Origin of the sequence: Acinetobacter wanghuae, assembly GCF_009557235.1 — a bacterium.
Taxonomy (GTDB): domain Bacteria; phylum Pseudomonadota; class Gammaproteobacteria; order Pseudomonadales; family Moraxellaceae; genus Acinetobacter; species Acinetobacter wanghuae.
The window spans coordinates 691240-712219 of sequence record NZ_CP045650.1 but is presented as its reverse complement, the minus strand read 5'-3'; the positions used below and the strand labels follow the sequence as shown (position 1 = coordinate 712219).

Annotated in this window: 13 protein-coding genes, 1 other RNA gene and 2 pseudogenes; 4 read left to right on the top strand and 12 right to left on the bottom strand. The window is 40.5% G+C overall.

Annotated elements, in window-relative coordinates; translation table 11 throughout:
• Positions 1-75: 75 nt before the first annotated feature.
• From GFH30_RS03255 to ssrA, 8 genes and pseudogenes are all read right to left on the bottom strand, one after another.
• Positions 76-1657: pseudogene (locus GFH30_RS03255) on the bottom strand (type I restriction-modification system subunit M).
• Between the two features lie 213 nt (positions 1658-1870).
• Positions 1871-2491 carry a hypothetical protein gene (locus tag GFH30_RS03250; RefSeq protein ID WP_153370878.1) on the bottom strand — a complete coding sequence of 207 codons (621 nt, stop codon included), beginning with the start codon at positions 2489-2491 and terminating at the stop codon, positions 1871-1873.
• Between the two features lie 327 nt (positions 2492-2818).
• A complete protein-coding gene (locus GFH30_RS03245) occupies positions 2819-5239 on the bottom strand; it encodes a DUF927 domain-containing protein (RefSeq protein ID WP_153370877.1) in 2421 nt (806 codons plus the stop codon).
• 8 nt (positions 5240-5247) lie between these two features.
• A complete protein-coding gene (locus GFH30_RS03240; RefSeq protein WP_153370876.1) occupies positions 5248-5733 on the bottom strand; it encodes a Rha family transcriptional regulator in 486 nt (161 codons plus the stop codon).
• 2 nt (positions 5734-5735) lie between these two features.
• Positions 5736-5948 (bottom strand): transcriptional regulator, encoded by a 213-nt coding sequence (locus GFH30_RS03235; RefSeq protein ID WP_153370875.1) that lies wholly within the window; start codon positions 5946-5948, stop codon positions 5736-5738.
• 93 nt (positions 5949-6041) lie between these two features.
• Positions 6042-7004 carry a hypothetical protein gene (locus GFH30_RS03230; protein ID WP_153370874.1) on the bottom strand — a complete coding sequence of 321 codons (963 nt, stop codon included), beginning with the start codon at positions 7002-7004 and terminating at the stop codon, positions 6042-6044.
• Between the two features lie 46 nt (positions 7005-7050).
• A complete protein-coding gene (locus tag GFH30_RS03225; RefSeq protein ID WP_153373344.1) occupies positions 7051-8244 on the bottom strand; it encodes a tyrosine-type recombinase/integrase in 1194 nt (397 codons plus the stop codon).
• Positions 8245-8423: 179 nt separating this feature from the next.
• Positions 8424-8782, bottom strand: a transfer-messenger RNA (tmRNA) gene (ssrA, locus tag GFH30_RS03220).
• 129 nt (positions 8783-8911) lie between these two features.
• Here ssrA and glpK point away from each other — a divergent pair.
• Positions 8912-10396, top strand: a complete 1485-nt coding sequence (gene glpK / locus GFH30_RS03215; protein WP_153370873.1) for a glycerol kinase GlpK — start codon at positions 8912-8914, stop codon at positions 10394-10396.
• 54 nt (positions 10397-10450) lie between these two features.
• On the opposite strand, the gene GFH30_RS03210 is transcribed toward glpK, so the two are convergent.
• The 3 genes from GFH30_RS03210 to GFH30_RS03200 form a co-directional block, all read right to left on the bottom strand.
• Positions 10451-11977 carry a DHA2 family efflux MFS transporter permease subunit gene (locus tag GFH30_RS03210; protein ID WP_153370872.1) on the bottom strand — a complete coding sequence of 509 codons (1527 nt, stop codon included), beginning with the start codon at positions 11975-11977 and terminating at the stop codon, positions 10451-10453.
• A gap of 6 nt (positions 11978-11983) precedes the next feature.
• Entirely contained in the window at positions 11984-13132 is a 1149-nt protein-coding gene (locus tag GFH30_RS03205; RefSeq protein ID WP_153370871.1) for an HlyD family secretion protein, read from the bottom strand.
• A 323-nt stretch (positions 13133-13455) separates the two neighbouring features.
• The gene (locus tag GFH30_RS03200) at positions 13456-13953 is read right to left on the bottom strand and encodes a thioesterase family protein (RefSeq protein WP_153370870.1); all 498 of its coding nucleotides are present in this window, start codon (positions 13951-13953) and stop codon (positions 13456-13458) included.
• Positions 13954-14060: 107 nt separating this feature from the next.
• On the opposite strand from GFH30_RS03200, the gene hemB reads away from it, so the two are divergent.
• Positions 14061-15074 carry a porphobilinogen synthase gene (gene hemB / locus GFH30_RS03195; protein ID WP_153370869.1) on the top strand — a complete coding sequence of 338 codons (1014 nt, stop codon included), beginning with the start codon at positions 14061-14063 and terminating at the stop codon, positions 15072-15074.
• A 77-nt stretch (positions 15075-15151) separates the two neighbouring features.
• Here the strand turns inward: hemB and GFH30_RS03190 are convergent, their stop codons facing one another.
• Positions 15152-15601: an ABZJ_00895 family protein gene (locus GFH30_RS03190; protein WP_153370868.1), complete on the bottom strand. Its 450-nt coding sequence runs from the start codon at positions 15599-15601 to the stop codon at positions 15152-15154.
• A gap of 498 nt (positions 15602-16099) precedes the next feature.
• Here GFH30_RS03190 and GFH30_RS03185 point away from each other — a divergent pair.
• Together GFH30_RS03185 and GFH30_RS03180 are read left to right on the top strand one after the other, a co-directional pair.
• Positions 16100-17351: pseudogene (locus tag GFH30_RS03185) on the top strand (exonuclease SbcCD subunit D).
• 9 nt (positions 17352-17360) lie between these two features.
• Entirely contained in the window at positions 17361-20960 is a 3600-nt protein-coding gene (locus tag GFH30_RS03180) for an AAA family ATPase (RefSeq protein ID WP_153370867.1), read from the top strand.
• The last annotated feature ends 20 nt before the right edge of the window (positions 20961-20980 follow it).

Here is a 20980-nt window from a genome sequence, read left to right as displayed (position 1 = left end):
TATCCAAAAAATGCTGAATGGTATTTGCTTCCCAATCCCCATTAAACTCTTTAAAGCGTAACTTAGGTAAAGTCATTACTTCACCTCCACAAATGGCGAATCAATACCTAGCTCTTTACAAAAATCTGCAATCACTGCATCGGTCTTTTGACTTTCCACTTCTAAAGCTTGAAGCTTTTTCGCAATCGCATCTAAATCAATCTCAGCTTCGGCTTCAAAGGTATCGACATAACGAGGAATGTTTAAATTAAAGTCGTTGTCTTTCACTTCTTGCAAAGTGGCAACTTTGGCATATTTCTCAATATTCTGACGCTTTTCAAAAGCACCAATAATATTGTCTAAATGCTCAGGCAATAATTTGTTCTGGGTCTTTTGCTTTTCAAACTCATTGCTGGCATCAATAAACAAAATATTGTCTTTATGCTCACGGTTTTTTTTCAGCACCAAAATACAGGTCGGAATAGACGTACCATAGAAAATATTGGCAGGTAGACCAATGATGGTATCAATTACATTCATCTGCTCGATCAAGTATTGACGAATCACGCCCTCACTTGAACCACGGAATAAAACGCCGTGGGGCAAGACCACTGCCATCGTCCCGTTTTCATCTAAGTGATGAAGCATGTGCTGAACAAATGCCATATCCGCTTTAGAACTTGGTGCAAGTTTGCCGTAACTGCTAAAACGCTCATCTTGTAAAAATAGCGGATCGGCTGACCATTTCGCAGAAAATGGAGGATTCGCCACCACGGCGTCAAAACGTTTATCGAGATGCTGAGGACGGATTAAAGTATCTTCTTGCTTAATGTCAAACTTGGCAAAATGCACATCATGCAGAATCATGTTCATACGTGCCAAGTTGTAGGTGGTACGATTCATCTCTTGACCGTAAATCATATCCACATCTTTCACTTCACGTTTTACACGTAAAAGCAGTGAACCTGAACCACACGTTGGGTCATAGACTGAGCGTAAACGCTCTTTGCCTTGGGTGACAATCTTCGCCAGTAAAGTCGATACGGTTTGCGGGGTATAGAATTCCCCCGCTTTTTTTGCCCGCACCTGATGCAAACTCACCAATCAGGTATTCATAAGCATCACCCAAAATATCCGCTTCTGTATTGGAGATATCAAAATCAATATCGTCTAAATGACTCAGGACTTTTGCCACTAACTCATTACGGTCACTTGCGGTATTGCCCAACTTACTTGAGTTGAGATCCATATCTTCAAACAGGTTGGCAAAGTCATCTGCTGAATCTGTGCCTAGAGTGCTTTGTTCAATCGCTTTTAATGTTGCCGCAAGATCATCTAAGATGAAATTCTCAGCCTTATCTTCACTGCGACCACGTTTAGCTAGGGTATGGAACAGTTGCTTTGGTGTTAGTGCATAGCCCACTTCGCTAATGGCATTCTTTTTAATTTCTTCAATATATGCCACATGCTCTTCGTTACTTTCATCAAGCTCTAAAAAGCTGATATCTTCACCTTCGAGAAGCTCATTAGCAAAAGTAACCGATTTTTCAGATAAATATTTAAAGAAGATGAAACCCAAAATGTAATCACGGAACTCATCCGCTCCCATCTTGCCACGCAAAGTATTTGCGATATTCCAGAGTTGTTTTTGGAGTTGTTGGAGTTGCACTTGGGTCATAAATCGGATTCCGAAAATTATTATGTATATATCAGTGGGATATAGTAACGTTTATCTATAAATGAGCAATCATGCTTTGGCTTAAGATGAATAAATAAATGTCATACTTCTCAGATAAAGCTCTCTCTAATTTGAACTCAGAATGTTCTTAAGATTTTATCTAACGTTAATCTTTAGAGTAATTCTCATTTTGAACTGATCAGACATATCAATTCAATGAAGTGCTTCATTAATTACCTTATCAATTTTTTCTTGTATTTGTTTCAACTCCTTAAATAAAGAAATGACAGCATCATCTATATCAGATTCTATCTTTTGTTGAGACTTTTCATCAGGAAACTTTAAATTTGTATAAGTGAAATAATGAACACCCTCAAATTTCATATACGGATTGTTATTGATATAAGTGTTCTCATGAAGAGCCATTTTTATGTCATTTTCATTATTAGATACACTATGCTTAGAACGCTGTTGAGAGGTATAGTTCAAGCTATGACATTCTCTGCATAGAAATATACAAACTTTAAAGTAAAGTTTAGCTACATGCTTATGACAAGATGGACATCTAAACCAATAACGTGATCCACCATAGTTGCATGATGTTTTCACAACATTCACATCATACTTAAATTTTTCATTATCTATTCTATAACCAAGCTTGAGAACTTGATGATCTGATATATACCAATATGAAATACAACATTGCATCTCCTTTGAGTCAATATCATGCCATTCCCAAGATCCAATATTTTCACATCGAAAAATACCTAGTTTAGCCATAATGCGACAATCTAAAAAAATATGATCTTCTAATTTTGTATGCGTCTTTCTCATTATTACCTCTATAAATAGCATCCCTCTTAAAAGTGATGACTTCCTAATAACAATTTGAATAGTTTGACGTGCTGATTGGCGTGTTCATCCTATTGATTTAGGTAAAGCATAAAGCCTAACAGCATCTCTGAATATAAAAGGCAACAAGGGCAACACAGGCAACATCACCACCACATAAGCCTTTGCGCCGTTGCCTGTATAAAATCGACTCGGGAAACACAGGCAACAATCCATTCAATGTTGCCCTCGTTGCATCTGTATTATTTATCAGGCAACACATAACAAGCCTTTATTCATAAGCCTGTTGCCCCCGTTGCCTGTGTTGCCTTATGAATGATCTATATTGCAACTAAAGATTGATTCTTTAATGGCATACACACGGATGGACTGACTTCTATTCGGTAATCGGACGGTCTTGGTTTTCTTCGCTGTGTCATGCTCAAGTAGATCATGCTCTATCAGTACCTTTGCCACCTTACGACTGTCATACCCCTTACAGACTTCTTTTTTAAATTGTTCAGGCAATACATAGAAAATCTTTTCATTGTTTTCGATTTTCCAATAACCGACACGATTTACGACACGTTCGATATTGTCTGCATCAGGTGTAATGGCTTCAAAACGACTGGATTCATTCGCCTCGAAAAATGCTTTCACATGAGCAATGATTTCTCGATTTTCATAGTCTCCAACATGCTCAAAACCACTTAACCAATGCTGAAATACTTTAACAACGGCGTTCAATGCTGTACCTGTTTGCCATCCTGTAATCTTGGCTTGTGTTGCCATTTCTCCAGCCACCGCCACCACTGCAAAGTAGTTTGCAACTCGACTGATATGCCCTTGCGTATGCTCACCGACTAGAATTTCACGATATTGGTTTAAAAGCTGTTTGGCTTGCCCCATGCGCTCAGATTTATCTTTGCTGAGATAATCTAACCATACTTCACTCGCCACGCCGTAGCAGCCACTCATACGCTGGCTTAATTCAATCGCTTGCTTTGCGCCATCTTCAGCAAAATTTAAGCAATCAAATACACCATATTCAGATTGATCTATATCAATATCGGCAAGTCTAATTTCCTGCCCTAGCTTGGTCTTTTGACCTTGCTCGAGCATGATTTCTTTCATGCTCTTTTCACCACTGGATAGAAAGATCACTTTCCATTGGTGCATGGGCTTGGCTGTAATTTGCTTAGTCATGCGACCTTTACCTATGCCATTGGCAAGCATATAGACAATATTGCCCAGTTCTTTTGGATTATTAATTTCTCCAATTTCATCAAGAACTAAAAAACCGTCATTGTGCATACAAGCTGTATGCTCAAGAAAATTACCTGTTGCTCTCCACGTACGATAAAATTGTTCAGGATTACCCCATACAGAACAGGCAAGATTTAAAGCTGTACTTTTTCCCTTGGATGATCCACCTTTTAGGTGAAAACCACCCCCCTGTTGGTTCAATGGTCTAAGTAACTGCCCTGTAAACGCAGTACACAAGGAAAAAACTAGAAAGCTATGTTGCTCTACCAATTGTGCTACTTGGTTTCGCCATTGCTCTAACGTGCCTTTGCTTTTATAGCGATTGTCTAAGCCTGTCACTGCCTGATAAACAATGTGTTCATTCATCTGTCCATAGTGTTGGTGAGGCAATACAAATACATCGCCATGCCAACCGACACGATCAACACACAAGGCATATTGCTCGATTGGATAATTCATCAAGTAACACTGGAATAAGTTTCTGCATCGCTGATCAGAGGAAATCCTCACGCCCTGATTAGCTAATGTGGTGCGAAGTTCTTTTCCATCTGTTTGGAAGAGTTCCATTGATACTGCTTGAGTATGTTTAACCTGTTTGTCATCGTGCCACTCCAACAACACCCCCCAATTGTTACTAGCCTCATCTCGCGTTTTTGCTTTAACTAAAATAGGACTGCAAATGAAACGGCTTTGCATATCCCCTTTAACATTTTTATTCACGTAAAATATGCCATCTTGGCGGATACAGAAGTATCCCATCCCCCATTTCATAAGTTTGGCTAGATGTCCTTTAGGCAACAATAACGCTATCGCCATCTTTAGAAATGCTTCGACTTCCAAAGGATCTTCATCCTGAGATATTTCCGTGTAATATTCATTTCCCTCTATGACTTGAAATTGATTAAGCAGTCTAAGTTCTGTGTGTTGTTCCAGCTTTTGAAATGGCTCAAGCTGTATATGTTCGGCTCTGACTGGCATGTATAAGCGTTTATATCCAGCTTTGGATAATTGATTCACCACAGATTGAATCTGCTCAAAATCGAATGCTTTGAGTTCTTTTAATGGCTGTCTGCATAAGTCTTGTAAGATCACCAATACAACGGCGTAACTCGTTTGAGCGATTTTGAAAAATGCTTCCAAACTATATGTGATGATGACAGGATGATCTTTTCGCAATTCGCCGTAGTAAGCGAATCCTTTTTCCATGCCATCAGGAATGACTTTTACAGGCTGTTGATTCTGTAATACGGCACATTGCACCAGTTCAAGCTGTGCATTATGTACAGGTAAAATCAAAGGCTGTTCATATTTAACACCATATAAACTGACGGTCATTTCATCCATATAAATGCTTTGTTCAGGACTGCCAAAACGGTTTATCACAGGATGACGCAAATAAGCGTTATCTTGTGGATTATATTTTCGGCAATTTGCTAGAATGTCTAAAGGCTGTTCTAAGCTCGGGGCTTCTTGAATTGCAGTCATGTCGCCCCCTATTTAGTTCCAGCATCTTGAAATAAATCGAGCTGTAAGTGCTTTTCCAATGTTGCAAGAATATTTAAAAGGACTGGCTTTTCTTGCTTCCAAAAAACCATGCTTCTAGCACAATCACTGATTCCATCTTTTTTGACATTAAAATAAAAATTCACTTGGTTATATTGTTGCTGAGTACTTTGCAAATACTTTTCCATTTTGTTGAATGCCTCAATGTATTGGATTTTAAACCCAGTGGCATACTTCCCTGTAAATCCCATGACCAGCAAAACAAAGCCATCTTTTGTGATGAGATAACTCGGTTGTTTCTTTCCTTGTTGGTCAACATAGTAGGTGTGTGCAAAATTGTGCAGTCTAAATTCTTCTGAGCAGTTTAAGTTTTTAATTGCTCGTCTAACTGAGCTTGGACGTTTATTAAATGCTTTGGCAATCAGAATATCCGTTGTCACTGCCTGACCATTTTGAATAGTGATGAGTTCTTGCATGATTAAGCCTCCTCTTTAGCAGAAGATTTTTGGCTTTCATGCCACTGCATAAGCTCAACATAGTCAAAGTAAACTGGACTCTGTTTTGCTTTTCCCTGCTTCATTGCTTTAGGAAAAGTTTTATCTGTACGAACGATATGCCGTAAAGTTTCACGGCTAATATCTAACAACTCACAAGTTGTTTTAAATTGGATTCTGATTGGTTTAATTGTCATAAAAAAGCCTATACATGAAAGAATATAGGTATTTTTTAAATTAATAGGTTTCTAAGAAAAAGATAGCAAGTGGTACTTAATAACCATTTACCTTTAGTTGCTCACCTTTTTAGTTCTCCCTGGTTTTCTAGAATGTGGATATTTTTCAGCTATCTCTCTTATCCATACTTCTAAACTTTCCACACTCTCTGGCAATTCCTTGTGATGATGTGTTTGAGTTAATTCAGCATATACATTCAGAGCCATTTCAGCGATTCTGATGGATTCTCCTACATCCTTTCGCCATAAGTAATCTGCTAAAGTTTGAGCAGCTAATTGAGCATTTACTTTTGCAAGACTTTTTCCTCTTTGACTATCGCTACTTGAAGTAAGTAAATTGGTATTATCAATTGGAGCTTGCTGTTTAATTGTAAGTTGATTATTTATAATTTTAGATAATTCGAATGCTGTTATTACAACATCATTGATATCAACTAATGGTCTAATATATTTTGAATCATCTTTTATTTCTTTAAAATCATCATCTATTCTTGGCAACAAAAAAATATCGTCACCCTCAAACGATAAGTAAATATCAATGCTATGAATACAAATATCATATATTACAGAAAGTCCTATAGCACCTTCCATAAAACTAATTTTATGATTTTTAGGCTCTCCAGTAATAGCATGTTTTAGGCTTAAAATATCGACAAAAGCCTTATCATTATTACACCACCTCCAACAGCCATAATTATATAATTTTAATATCACATCTTCACCCAGCTGTAATAAACACCCTGAATTCAGCTCAATCTCGATATATCTTTTAAAAAAATCATCAGCTTTTTTTAAAATAATATCAGAATTAAAATCCTCATTTTCAATATCAACTTTCAAAAATGAAGAAATATGATCCCCCTCCCAGTTCTTGGCTATCACATATAATTTGAGATCATATAAAAGTGCTATAGCTAATATATTTTCTCTGGTATATATTCTCGTTTTCAATTTATTATTTAGTATCTCTACAGCTGATTCTAATTTATAGAATGGAATCATTAAATCAATTGACATTATTTACCCCTAATTCAATTTAAAAATTACAATATTTTATTTTTATCTAAAAACTAGTTACGTAATCCGCATACCACTGCATCATCTGTTTACGATCTTGTAAATATTGCGCCTTGTTGTATACACCAGCCACGCCATCTTTTACGTGTGCCAAAGCTGACTCAATATGCCTTTCATCAAAACCACGATTGTTTAACAAGGTACTGGCAATATGCCTAAAACCGTGTGGCGTTTGTCTGCCCTCATAACCCATTCGGCGAAGTGCCATAATAAAAACGGTGTCTGACTTTGGCTTGTTCTTGTCTGATCGACTTGGAAATAAATAATCAGAATTGGTCTGATAGCTCTTTAACTCATTTAACAAGGCAATGGCTTGAGTCGGTAAAGGAATCACATGCTCACGGCGTTTTTTCATCCGATGCTCAGGAATATTCCATAAACCTTGATCTAAATCGAACTCGTCCCATGTTGCACCTCTTAACTCACTCGGACGGCAAAACAACATTGCCAAAAGCTGCAAACCGATTTTCACATCATGAGTCGGATAGTTATTAATGGCTCTGATCAAGGCTGGAAGTTCTTGCTCACTAACGTGAGCCATGTTTTCTTTTTTGCCCTGTTGAAGATACTTTTGCAGTCCTTCTAAAGGATTGTAATCAATGCGCCCTGTCACCTTTGCAAAATCATAAATATCACGGCACATGGCACGAATACGATTGACCTGTTCAAAGATGCCTTTTTCTTGCTGAATACCTTTTAAATGATTCATCCATTCGATCGGTCTGATTTCTGTATATAAGCGTTTACCAAACACAGGGAAGATATGCTTTTCTAATGCCCCTTTGTTTCTCACCATTGTGTCACTCACCCAATGATGAAGTTTAGTATCCAACCATTCACGGGCTAAGGATTCAAAGGTGGCATTATTCTGCTCAAGTTCCTGTTGCTTTCTTTGTTGCTTGGTAATGATGGGATTGTCACCGCCTGAAATATCATTCATGACCTCTTTAGCTTTTTTTCGGGCATTCGCCCCTGAGATTTCAGGATAAGTGCCAATGCCTAACCATGACCATTTGCCATCAGGTTTTTTATAACGGAATAACCAGCCTTTTTTGCCATCGGGCTTCACACGGAAATACAAGCCTTCGCCGTCGAGTTCTCGGTATTCTTTTGATTCAGGTTCGAGATTGGCTAAGACAGTATCGGATAAAGGACGGCGTTTAATATCTTTTCTTTTCATACCTTGTACACCCGTGAGTTCAATAAAACCTACAATGTACATGACAGTGTACATACTAGGTGTACACTATAGCTAGTTATATTTTGTTATGTATAGGCATAAAAAAAGGCTTGATCCCTTTAGAATCAAGCCTTTCAGTTCTAAAACTTGGCATGTAATGCCATGTTTTGAGAGGTATTTGGTGGAGATGGCGGGAGTTGAACCCGCGTCCGCCAGCATTACGCTCGAGAATACTACATGCTTAGATATCGTCAATTAGTTTAACCCGTTGCGACCCGACGAACAGGGTGCTAGGGCGATCCTCTAAATTTAGTACAAAGCCCCGAGGCGTGGCTTTAATACGGACTTGTGTGCGTGCGCTTCAGTCGGACTCTCTAACCACAAGTATTCGGAGAGGCGGACAAGCTGCCCTTAGGCAGCTAGAGCGTATGATTCGTCGTTTGCGACTAAAAAATGCAAATTTGATTTACGAGAGAAAATGCGCTCTCGGCATGCATCTATGAGTTTCATCACCAGCGTCGAAGCCAGAAACATCCCCAAAGTACAAATGAATCATAGCACAAATGAAAGAAAAATCAGTGTATTTTTTACACATTCACACAAGTTAATGCGTTTAATTGAAAAATTGCGTTAATATTTTGTTTTTAAAGTCTTATAACCAAAGCATATGAGTTACTTATTGGCTCTCGATCAGGGCACAACCTCAAGCCGCGCTATTATTTTCGATGAATGCGGACATATTCACGCCAGCGCACAGCGAGAAATCCAAATTCAAACCCCACATTCAGGTTGGGTGGAACAAGATGCTTTAGAAATTTGGTCAACCCAAATTGCGGTGGTGCAACAAGCCCTTGCGAATGCCAATATTTTAGCCAAAGACATTAAAGCCATTGGTTTGACCAATCAGCGTGAAACAACTGTTGTTTGGGATAAACGCACAGGAAAACCGCTCGCACCTGCTATTATTTGGCAAGACCGTCGTGCAACCGATTGGTGCAATCAACTTATTCAAAATAATTTACAAGACAAAATTCAACAGCTCACAGGCTTACGCATCGACCCTTATTTTAGTGCAGGGAAATTGGTGTGGTTACTCGACCATATTGACGGTTTGCGTGCCCTCGCCCAACAAGGACATATAGCTTTTGGCACAGTCGACAGTTGGCTCATTTGGAATTTAACCCAAGGTGCAGAGCATGTCATTGAAGCCACTAATGCCTCTCGTACCATGCTTATGAATCTAAAAACACAACAATGGGATGAAGAACTGCTGGCGCTATTCGATATTCCACGCGCTGTTTTACCCAAAATTATTGCTTCAGACAGTTATGTCGCTGATACCGCGACGGGTTTGCTCGGGGCAGACATTCCGATTACTGGCATTTTAGGCGATCAACAATCAGCGCTCTTTGGTCAGTCTTGCTTTGAAGTCGGTACAGCAAAAAACACCTACGGCACAGGCTGCTTTATGCTGTTTAACACTGGAAGTGACGTACAACTAAGTCAAAATAAATTACTTTCGACTTTAGCGTGGCAAGCCCAAGAGCAAGCGACCTATGCATTAGAAGGCAGCGTCTTTATGGCGGGTGCTGTAGTCCAATGGCTGCGTGATGGTTTAAGCATTATTCAAAAAAGCGCAGATGTAGAAAAACTTGCCTGTAAAGTCTCGAATAGTGATGGTGTGGTACTGGTACCTGCTTTTACTGGACTTGGGGCACCGCACTGGGACAGTGAAGCCCGCGCCATCATGTGTGGCATGTCACGCGGCACAAACAAAGCGCATATTGCACGTGCTGCGTTGGAATCCATTGCATTTCAAGTCTCTGACGTGCTGACCGCTATGCAATCGGATATTACTCAGCCATTAAAAGAATTACGTGTTGATGGTGGCGCAAGTCAAAACGATATGCTGATGCAATTCCAAGCAGATCTATTAAATGTACCTGTCCTCCGCCCCAAAATGCTTGAATCAACGGCATGGGGTGCAGCAGCGATGGCAGGCTTAAAGGCAGGGGTATTTTCTAACTTAGATGATATTGCACAATCTTGGCAACTTGAACGCGCTTTTGAACCTAAAATGCAAGATGATGAACGCCAGCAGCATTTAGATAAATGGCAAACCGCATTACGACGCGCTCGATCTGATATCTAAATGTTGATGTAAAAAACCGCTGAATGATCAGCGGTTTTTTCTACTCTTTTTAAATTAATGAGATGGCATATCCCCCATACCTGATTTGGGTCGCGGACAGAGCCAAATCATCAGCCCTGCAAAAATGAACACCGCAGCAAGCACTAAAAAGACATGATTGGCGGCTAATGTAGAGGCTTCTCGATCGACCAAGTTGGAGATATACGCCAAAGCACTGCTGTCACTCATCCCCTGCTGCATCAAAGTATTTTGCGATTCAGTCACATGCAAGTTGCCCACCAATTCGCTACGCGCAACCTTGCTATGATCATCCCAAATGGTGACCGCAAGCGATGCACCAATCGCACCTGCCATCGTTCGCAGGAAATTCATTAAACCCGCAGCCGATGCCATTTCCTGTGGTAATACCGATGCCAATGCCATATTTGATAAAGGAATAAAGAAGAATGGCACAGCAAAGCCCTGCAAAATTTGGGGCAAAGCCAATGCCATAAAGTCGGCATCCGTCACCCAAAAGGCACGCATTAAGGTCACGCCACCGAGTAGACATAAACCAAAACAGGCTAAAGCACGCTGATCATATTTGGTTGCCATTTTCGCGACGATGGGTGACATCAGCAAACTACCAAAGCCCATCGTTGCAGTTAAATACCCCGCCCATGTCGCGGTATAGCCCAAGTTAATTTGTAGCCACTGCGGGATCAACACAATACTGCCAAAGAATGCGCCAAAACCAAATGCCAACGCTAAAACAGAAATGGTGAAACTTCGATATTTAAAGATATGAATATTCACCATAGGATTGCGTTCTGTCAGCTCCCAAATGGTAAATATAATCAAACCAAGCAATGCAATAATGGCAAGAATCACAATAGATGGATGATTAAACCAATCACGCTCATGACCCAAGTCGAGCATTAACTGTAAAGCACCAATCCATAACACCAATAAAAATAGACCACCCATATCAATTTTAAGACGATGAATGGGGGTTTCTACTGATTTTAATAAGCGCATTGCCGCATAGGCACAAACTAAACCTACAGGAATATTGATAAAGAAAATCCAATGCCACGACCAATTATCACTAATCGAGCCGCCTAAAATGGGTCCAAGAATCGGACCTACTACTGTGGTCATTGCCCACATACCCATCGCTTGCGATTGCTTTTCAGGTGGGAAAATACGCATAAGCAAGGTTTGACTGAGTGGCATAATTGGACCACCAAACAAACCCTGACCAATTCGGCAAATCACCAACATCTCTAAACTGGTCGAAAGTCCACAGAGTATGGAGAACAATGTAAAACCAAATAAACTGACGCTAAAGGTACGCACTGCACCAAATCGACCGGCTAACCAGCCCGTTAAAGGCACACAAATCGCTTCGGCAACAGCATAAGAGGTAATCACCCATGTGCCCTGCGATGCAGACACTGCGAGGCTCCCCGTAATATGCGGTACAGAAACATTGGCAATGGTCATATCTAAGACGACCATAAAATTGGCAAGCGCCAAAACAAAGGCAGCCAGAATCAGCTTGCCACCTTTGAGCTGAGGGATCACTTCTGTCGGATTCATCAGCGCTTACTTCTTGCTTAAATCAACAGTCGCTTCCATGGATAAACCCACACGTAGCGGATGCTCAGCCAATTGCTTCGGGTCGAGTTGAATACGGACAGGTAAACGCTGAACCACTTTAATCCAGTTACCTGTCGCATTTTGGGCAGGAATTAAAGCGAACGCTGAACCTGTACCGCCAGAAAAGCCAACCACCGTACCGGTATATTCCACATCATCGCCATACAAGTCAGAAATCAATGTCACTTTTTGTCCGGGACGAACTTGTTTCAATTGGCTTTCTTTAAAGTTGGCATCCACATACAGTTGGCTCACAGGCACAACCATCATCAACACATTGCCCGGTGCAACACGCTGCCCCACTTGAATACTACGGCGTGAAATCACACCATCAAAAGGTGCTTTAATTTCGGTACGTTCTAAATCTAATAGTGCTTGTTTAAGTTTGGCTTGCGCAATTTGAACATCTGGTGTTGAGTTTTCATTGCTGCCTTGAATTAAAGCGTCATTGGCCGCTAAGGTACTTTGTGCCGCTTTTTGGCTTGAACGTGCCTGAGCTAAACCAGCTTGAGCTAAGTCATAACCTGCTTTTGCATTATTCAAGACACTTTGCGCGGTACTCAATTCTTCTCTCGAAATCGCACCACTAGCCGTTAATTTTTCACGACGCGCCAATTCATCTTGGGCTTTATCTAAAGCGGCTTTGGCTTGTGCGACTTGCGCTTCGGCACTGTGAATCGTATCATCACTGACACCGACTTGTGAGTTTAAAGCACCACTATTTGCAGAGGTCTGTTTATATTGACGCTTGGCTTTCATGAGTTCTGCTTGGGCTTGATTGACGGCAATCTCAGTATCACGCGCATCAATTCTTAGTAAAACTTCGCCTTTTTTGACCGTTTGCGTATCACTGACCAGTACTTCTGCCACTTGTCCACTCACCATAGAAGTGACAGACGCTGTTTCAGCACCGACATAGGCATTGTCTGTGGTCACCGAACTATTGAAAAATACCCGCCAAATGGCAAATATAATCAGCGCAGTCAGTACGAGCATTGCCACAATACTCAAGGCTTTTTTACGTTTCGATTTGAGCTGTTGCTCTTGCTGTAGATCTGCTACTGCATGTGGTAGCGGTTGTTGAACATCTGTCATTGATTTTGTCCTAAATCAAACAGACTTGGTCACGCGGCATGATCCGATTTTACTGACACTCTTTTTTTTGCAAAAAGGTCATATCAATGGTGTCGATGAGAAAGTCATTTTTACTTTAAAATTGTCGGCATTTTAAAGGCAAAAAATCATCATTTGAGAATAAAAAATGTAACTATCCAGTCGGATGTTTTATTTAGCAGGAAAAATCTTATATTTTGAATATTAAACAAACGTTTTAGATATTTTTTGGACTTGTATTGATACTTAAGGAAGAGACCTTCTGTTGAAAATCATCTCCCTAACAAGACGAAACAAACTGTCAATTAATAAGCATAAGAGGCAATTGCAGTTGCAATCGGTTTCGCTTCATCATTAATTAAAGTCATACGCATGGTGCAGCCTTTACGCCCTAAACGTAGGGTTTCAGCCCGTGCAGTAAAGTATTGACCACGCCCCGGTGCTAAATAATCGACCCGCATATCCACGGTGGCTAAGCGTGATGCTTTTTTTCCAACGTCATCAATATCATCCAAAGTCGCTTTTTTATAAAGCTCGCCCATTGCCGTGATGCCGCCAATACTGTCTAAAATTGTGGCAGCCACACCGCCATGCAAAATCTGATAAGCCACATTGCCAATCATAAAATCTTGCATATCAATATAAGCTTCAATCTGACCGTCCACCACACGCATTTGCATACCCGCATGTTGAAAGAAGGGAGAGGTGTTAAATGCTTGAGTTAATTTGTCAAAAATGCGGTCAATATTGATCTCTGAACCGTCTTGAACACTACCGGTCCAACTTTTCTCTGCTTGCGTCATTGTTTGCTCGAATCAAGGTCATTAAATAAAATAATGCAACCATTTGCCCTAAAAGCAAATTAAGGCACTACAATAACCATAGTTTAATATTGATCAATGAGATTTTTATGACCTATACGTTCAATCGTCCAGCGTTTCCTGCAACTCGCATGCGTCGTATTCGTAAAAATGAACATTTACGTTCGATGGTACGCGAAACTCATTTATCGACGGATCATCTCATTTATCCGGTATTTGTGTTGCCTGGGCAAAATCAGGTTGAAGATATTCCCAGTATGCCAAACGTTCAGCGCTTATCTGCTGACTTGTTGGTGAAAAAAGCAGAACGTTTACTTAGCCTTGGCGTGAGTAAATTAGCGCTATTTCCTGTCACACCACAAGAAGACAAAAGTCTGACAGCCGAAGCGGCTTGGCGTGAAGATGGTTTAGTGCAAACGACCGTTCGCCTACTGAAAAAAGAATTACCAGAAATGGTGCTCATTACCGATGGTGCACTTGATCCATATACCACACATGGTCAAGACGGCATTCTCGATGACAGCGGTTATGTACTGAATGATGAAACTGTTGAAGCTTTGATTAAACAAGGTTTAAGTCATGCCGAAGCAGGTGCTGATATTTTCGCACCCAGTGACATGATGGATGGTCGAATCGCCGCCATTCGCCAAGCCTTTGAAGCCAATGGTCATATTTATACTAACATCATGGCGTATTCTGCGAAATATGCCTCAAGCTTCTACGGTCCATTCCGTGATGCAGTCGGTTCATCTAGCAACCTAAAAGGCGGCAATAAATATACCTATCAAATGGATATTGGTAACCGTGCTGAAGCTTTACATGAAATCGCGCTTGATATTCAAGAAGGCGCAGACATGGTGATTGTTAAACCAGGTATGCCGTATTTAGATATCGTACGTGAAGTCAAAGATACCTTCGGTGTGCCAACCTTTGTTTATCAAGTGAGTGGCGAGTACGCGATGCTTGCAGGTGCAATCCAAAATGGATGGCTCTCAGACAATGTGATTATTGAGTCACTTATGTCATGTCGTCGTGCAGGTGCCGATGGTATTTGGACGTATTTTGCTGAAGAAGCAGCACTTAAGCTAAAAGAAATGGCTTAAGTTCGCCGATAAAAATTGAGTATAAAAAAAAGCAGATATTGTCGTGATATCTGCTTTTTTAACGCTTTCAATTTCATTTAAGATGAAGAAAACATTTTTTGTGCCATACGTTTGGCTTGTGGACCATAAAACCAATAGGTTAATACATACATTGGAATCGCAATCAGCAAGCACATTGTCAGAACCATCGTCATGAATTGTGGCTCTTGGAGGTACAATTGAAAATCACTCCATGCATTTGGATTTGAAAATGTCGCCACCCAAATACCTAATAATAAAAACGTAAGGTTGTATAACCAATAAATCAGGCTAAATCCCCACGTTATTTTCTTACGCTCGGCTTGGGTGGGAGCGCGTTGTTCACGTTTTAAAAACTTGAATAACACCCAAATCATCGGAATAAGATAAGGAAAAATGGTTAATACTGCGCCCATTCCCTGTGGCATCAGCGCTGCAAGCACGCCACAAACACAGGTAAAAATAAAGCACAGACAGAAAAACCAAATAAAATAACGAGTTAATGACACAGTAGTTGTGACCTTCAGTATATTTAAGCCCTAGTATAAAAAAAATTGAGTTTTTTTTCATTTTATTGTCAACCAATCGTCTTATAGCAACGTTATAGAGAGTACAAGGTTGGTACATTTGTACTGGCATCCACAATTTACACTGACCTTGGCTAAAGCAATAAGTCTCGTGACCGTGAAAATTTTGAATAGCAGCCAGAATTTTCATCCTCCACGATTTTGACCGACGATTTACCATCACTCGAATCGTCGGTCTTTATTTTTTCAAATCTTGTAAAATGTTGTTGTATGCTGATTCTAAAAATAACGTTGCATGCGTCCAAACACTCCTATTTATATTGTCTCTTTATATTGGCCCTTCATTTTTATTCGTTCTATTTCTTCAATTATCAACTGGCTTCGCGACATATGCAGACGCGAAAATAAAACTTTCAGTAGATTTTAACGGCTTATCTTTTCTATAGTAAGCAAGCAATTGAGGTTTTGGGGCATTAGGACATGGCGGTTCATTTTTTACATACATCCGATTGGCATTTGGGTCAGTTCTTTCACAATCATGATCGTGAATTTGAACACGCTCAGTTTTTAAGCTGGTTACTTGAGCAAATTAAACAAAAACAACCCCATGCGCTGCTGATTGCAGGTGATATTTTTTGATGTGATTAATCCTGCATCGAGCGCACAGAAACAACTGTACCAATTTTTAGCCGATGTACATGATATTGCGCCGCATATGCAAACCTTGATGATCGCGGGTAATCATGACTCGGGTTATCGCATTGAACAAGTTGAACCTTTACTGGAAAAATTTAATGCCAAAGCGGTGGGCGTGATTGGTCGCAACAGTGAAAACACCTTAGATTTGGATCGTCTGCTTGTCCCGATTTATGATCAGCAACATCAAATCATTGCTTGGTGTCTCACCCTACCCTATTTACGTAGTGCCGAAATTACTGGGCTGAATGAACATACAAACAATAGCCAAAATGCCATCGCCTATTTGCACCAACAACTTATTGCAGAAGCTAAAGCCCGTAAACAGCCCGATCAAGCCTTAATTTTGATGTCACATGCGCATATGCAAGGTGGTGAAACCTCAGATTCTGAGCGCCCGATTATTGTCGGAAATGAAGAAGCCTTATCCACAGCGTTATTTGACGAGGTGATTGATTATGTCGCGCTTGGACATTTACATAAACCGCAGCAAGTGGGAAAGCCGCATATTCGCTATAGCGGTTCACCGATTCCACTGTCGTTTAGTGAAATTAACTATAAACACCAAGTGGTTGAAGTCAAAATTAATCCGATGCTTAAAGATGAGCAACGCTTTCAATTTGAAGCGTTACACATTCCTCGTACAGTCGGATTAGTACGTATCCGAGAAGAACTCCCTGAGCTCATTGAAAAAATCAAAGCTTTACCGAATGGGGAAATTGATCAACTTAATGCGCGTGATTTTTTAGAAATTGAATACACGACAGATGCCCCGCCACCCGTCGATTTACGCCAACAAGTAGAACTTGCTCTGCCCCCCAATCGTTATCGTTTATTACGCATGATTCGGATCTATCAAAAACAAGCGAGTGATGCTGCTCAAGCTACAAAAATTGATTTAGCCCCACCTACACCGGAATCTTTATTTGACACGATTTGGGCAAAAATGGGCTATGAAGCGGATAATTCAGTGCAACGTGATTTTCAGCAACTGCTGGCTGAAGCACAACATGATCTTGATGAAAAACAGGCTTAAGGATTTGCCATGAAAATTTTACGACTTAGTTTAAATAATTTGGCATCTTTGGCAGGCACACATCATATTCATTTTGACCATCAACCGCTTGCTCATGCAGGTTTAATTGCGATTACAGGTAAAACGGGCGCAGGTAAATCGACTTTACTCGATGCGATGTGCTTAGCGCTGTATAACGAAGTACCACGCCTGAAAGGTGCCGCAGGAAGTTTAAAAGATACCGGTGGACAAGATATTTCAATTAAAGATTCTAAAAATATTCTGCGTCGTGGCACCACATCGGGTTTTGCTGAGCTTGAATTTATCGCCCTTGATGGTAAGCGTTACCAAGCCCGTTGGGAGATTCGCCGCGCACGCAACAAAGTAGATGGTAATTTAAAAGTCGAACGTGCCATCACCTGTCTGGATGATCAACGTGTATTGAATCAAAAAATTTCTGAAGCGACACCGATCATCGAAAAATTGATTGGTTTGAGTTTCGAACAATTCACTCGTGCAGTGCTGCTTGCTCAATCTGAAGTCGGCGCTTTTTTAAAAGCCAAAGACAACGAACGTGCAGACTTGCTCGAGTATTTAACTAACTCGCATATTTTTAGTTTGGTCAGTATCAAAGCCGCAGAAAAATACAGTCAGGTCAAACAGCAACGTGCTGAACTTGAAAACCTGATTGGGCATATTGAAATTTTATCTCCAGACAACATCGAGCAGTTAATTCAACAACAAAAACAATTCGGATTAACCTTACAGAATTTACAGCAGTCAGAAAAGCTGCTTGAAAATGAAAGAAAATGGCATCTGGATCGGCATAAAATGTATGCCGATGTACATGCAAAAAAAGAAGTGTATGACGTTCAGCTTGATGCTGTCACAAAATCAGCACCACAACAAATCTTGTTAGAACAACTTGATACGTTCCAATCCATTCGTGAGCAATTTGTGCAACATGCGAAATTAGCCCCGCAAAAAGTACAGATTCAACAACAGCAAAGCCAATTTAGCCAAGCATTTGAAGCGCTTAAAACACAAGTCGCGAGTGAACAAAGCCAATTCAATGCGCTACAACACAAACTGCAACAATTTTCAGAGCACCGAGAAGTACTTAAACCGCATTTAGAACTCGGGCTTAAACTTGACCATGAAATCAATACCGTTTCTGAACAGTATAAAAAGTTAAATGCTGAACAAATCAACTTTCAGCGGGATCGTTTACAACCTTTAGAACAAAATATTCAACAGCAGCAATTGAATCTAAATCACATTCGTTCCAAACAACAGCAGCTGACTCAACAACTCAATGAAACTCAGGCATTCAGCAGTTTTGATCAAGAACCTCAAAGCATTTTGCAGCGTTTAAATGACTATGCAATACAGTATCAACAGCTTGAGCAAGACAATGCCGAGATGCTCCAGCTGCCCTTGAATGAGATTCAGCAACGCTCGCAGGAGTATTGCAATCAAATTACCCAATTGACTGAACAATATCAGTCTTTAGCGCATTTAGAACAGCAACTCAGTACGGTTCAACAACAACGCCAACAGCAACAATCGACTCAAGTCAAAATTGAGCATATACAGCAACGTCTACAACAACTTGTGCAACAATCAAAAGACAATAAAAAGCTGCAAACCGAGATTCTGGCTCAAGAGCAGCAATTACAACAGCGACAACATGCTGAACGACAATTACAGCAGCAACTTGAAGCTGAACAAAAAGCGTTTACACAACTTGAAACTGTGCTCATAGAGCAACGTCTTTTACATACCCAAAGCGTGCAAGAATTAAGGGCGCAGCTCAAAACCGATGAGCCGTGTATGGTCTGTGGCAGCCTTGACCATCCTTTTATAACGGGTCATGAATTGCTTGAACAAGGCTTGCAACAACTGCAAGAACAGCAATTACAACAGGCCAAACAAAAGCTTGAGCATTTGCTTGAACAGAAACAGCAAGAAAATATTGAAACCTCAAAACAACACGCGGTGCTTGAACAACAGCAGCAACGTTTCAATTCACAGACAGCGGATTTAACACGTCAAAAAAATGAGTTGATTGGACAGATCAAGCACTTTGCGATTGATGTTAATCATCAGGATTTATCTGTTTTAGCAACAGATATTCATCGCTATCATGCTCAGTTAAATAGCCAAATCCAAGCCGCTCTAGAACAAGAACAACATTTGCAACAACACTTAAATCAATGGCGTGAATCACAGCAGCAACGACATCAACTGCAATTATTACAACAGCAGCGCGAACAGCTTGAACAGCTGATCTCGCCCGTTGTTGAGCGATTGCCGAGCCAATATCAGACCGTGCCGCCCATGACATGGCTACATCAAGTGAAGCAACAGTTAGCGCAGCGTATTCAGTATTTAACAGAACAAAAAAATATTGAACATGATTTAAATACACATCAACAGTCGCTCGAAAAAAGCCAATATCAGCTTCAACTTGAACAGCAAAACTATGCAGATTTAGATCAAAAATTGCAGCAATTGATTCAACAAGGCAAAGATTTACGTCATCAACTGGCAGAACTGACCGAACACTATGCAGGCAAAACCTATCGTATCGCGCTAGATTGGCAAACGGATCTCGATCAGGAACATGCAGCCTTAGCACAGGCACTTGAGCAACAACGTCAAAAAGTACAACAGGCAGATGCCGAATTACATCAAGCCAATTTAAAAGTGCAAGAATTTATCACTCGCTTGCATGAACTAGAACAACAGCTTCATCAAGCGGAACAAGCGATTCAGTCTTGGCAATTGACCCATCCACACGTCACCCAATCGATGATTGAACAGTGGTTAGCGATCAATTTAGCTCAACATCAACAACTCCGTCAGGATTTAATGAATCAAAAACAAATTTTAGAAAATGCTAAAACTGCATGGCAGCTCTTAGAGGAACAATATCAAGCACATTTAAAGCGACAACCCGAGCATGAATTTGAGCTCATTGAGCAAAAGCTGAGTGACATCCATCTTGAAAAAACCACTCAACAAGATGCCTTTAATGAGCTTGATGCCAAACTGCGGATAAATGCCAGTAATCAAGCCACTTATGCGAAATATCAAACTCAAATTGAACAAGTTAAAGCTGAGGAATACCGTTGGGGTCGGATCTATGACTTGATTGGGCATAAAGAAGGCACTAAATTCCAAAAAATCGCGCAAGAGCATCATTTGGATATTCTGGTGGAATATGCCAACCAACAACTACAACCACTTGCACCACGTTATCAATTGCACCGTATTCCGAACAGTTTAAGCTTAGCCATTATTGACCTCGATATGAACAGCGAAATCCGTCCTGTCCTGTCACTCTCAGGCGGTGAAACTTTCCTTGTTTCTTTGGCTTTAGCACTGGCGATTGCCAATATGGCATCGGGTTCAATGAAGCTTGAATCGCTGTTTATTGATGAAGGCTTCGGCACACTCGACCCTGCATCCTTGCATATGGTCATGAATGCACTAGATCATTTGCAAAGCCAAGGGCGTAAAGTCGTGCTCATTTCACATGTTCAAGAAATGCATGAACGGATTCCGGTACAGATTCAGGTCAAGCCTGTAGGTGCAGGTGCAAGTACCATCGAGGTAATAGGTTAAGCTCAAATGGCACATTCCCT

What these genes read in the sequence shown, in the direction of transcription:
- GFH30_RS03200 (WP_153370870.1), bottom strand. Translation starts at nt 13,953, where the DNA reads ATGACGCAAGCAGAGAAAAGTTGGACCGGTAGTGTTCAAGACGGTTCA.
- GFH30_RS03235 (WP_153370875.1), bottom strand. Translation starts at nt 5,948, where the DNA reads ATGACAATTAAACCAATCAGAATCCAATTTAAAACAACTTGTGAGTTG.
- GFH30_RS03225 (WP_153373344.1), bottom strand. Translation starts at nt 8,244, where the DNA reads ATGAAAAGAAAAGATATTAAACGCCGTCCTTTATCCGATACTGTCTTA.
- GFH30_RS03240 (WP_153370876.1), bottom strand. Translation starts at nt 5,733, where the DNA reads ATGCAAGAACTCATCACTATTCAAAATGGTCAGGCAGTGACAACGGAT.
- hemB (WP_153370869.1), top strand. Translation starts at nt 14,061, where the DNA reads ATGACCTATACGTTCAATCGTCCAGCGTTTCCTGCAACTCGCATGCGT.
- GFH30_RS03180 (WP_153370867.1), top strand. Translation starts at nt 17,361, where the DNA reads ATGAAAATTTTACGACTTAGTTTAAATAATTTGGCATCTTTGGCAGGC.
- GFH30_RS03245 (WP_153370877.1), bottom strand. Translation starts at nt 5,239, where the DNA reads ATGACTGCAATTCAAGAAGCCCCGAGCTTAGAACAGCCTTTAGACATT.
- glpK (WP_153370873.1), top strand. Translation starts at nt 8,912, where the DNA reads ATGAGTTACTTATTGGCTCTCGATCAGGGCACAACCTCAAGCCGCGCT.
- GFH30_RS03205 (WP_153370871.1), bottom strand. Translation starts at nt 13,132, where the DNA reads ATGACAGATGTTCAACAACCGCTACCACATGCAGTAGCAGATCTACAG.
- GFH30_RS03210 (WP_153370872.1), bottom strand. Translation starts at nt 11,977, where the DNA reads ATGAATCCGACAGAAGTGATCCCTCAGCTCAAAGGTGGCAAGCTGATT.
- GFH30_RS03250 (WP_153370878.1), bottom strand. Translation starts at nt 2,491, where the DNA reads ATGAGAAAGACGCATACAAAATTAGAAGATCATATTTTTTTAGATTGT.
- GFH30_RS03230 (WP_153370874.1), bottom strand. Translation starts at nt 7,004, where the DNA reads ATGTCAATTGATTTAATGATTCCATTCTATAAATTAGAATCAGCTGTA.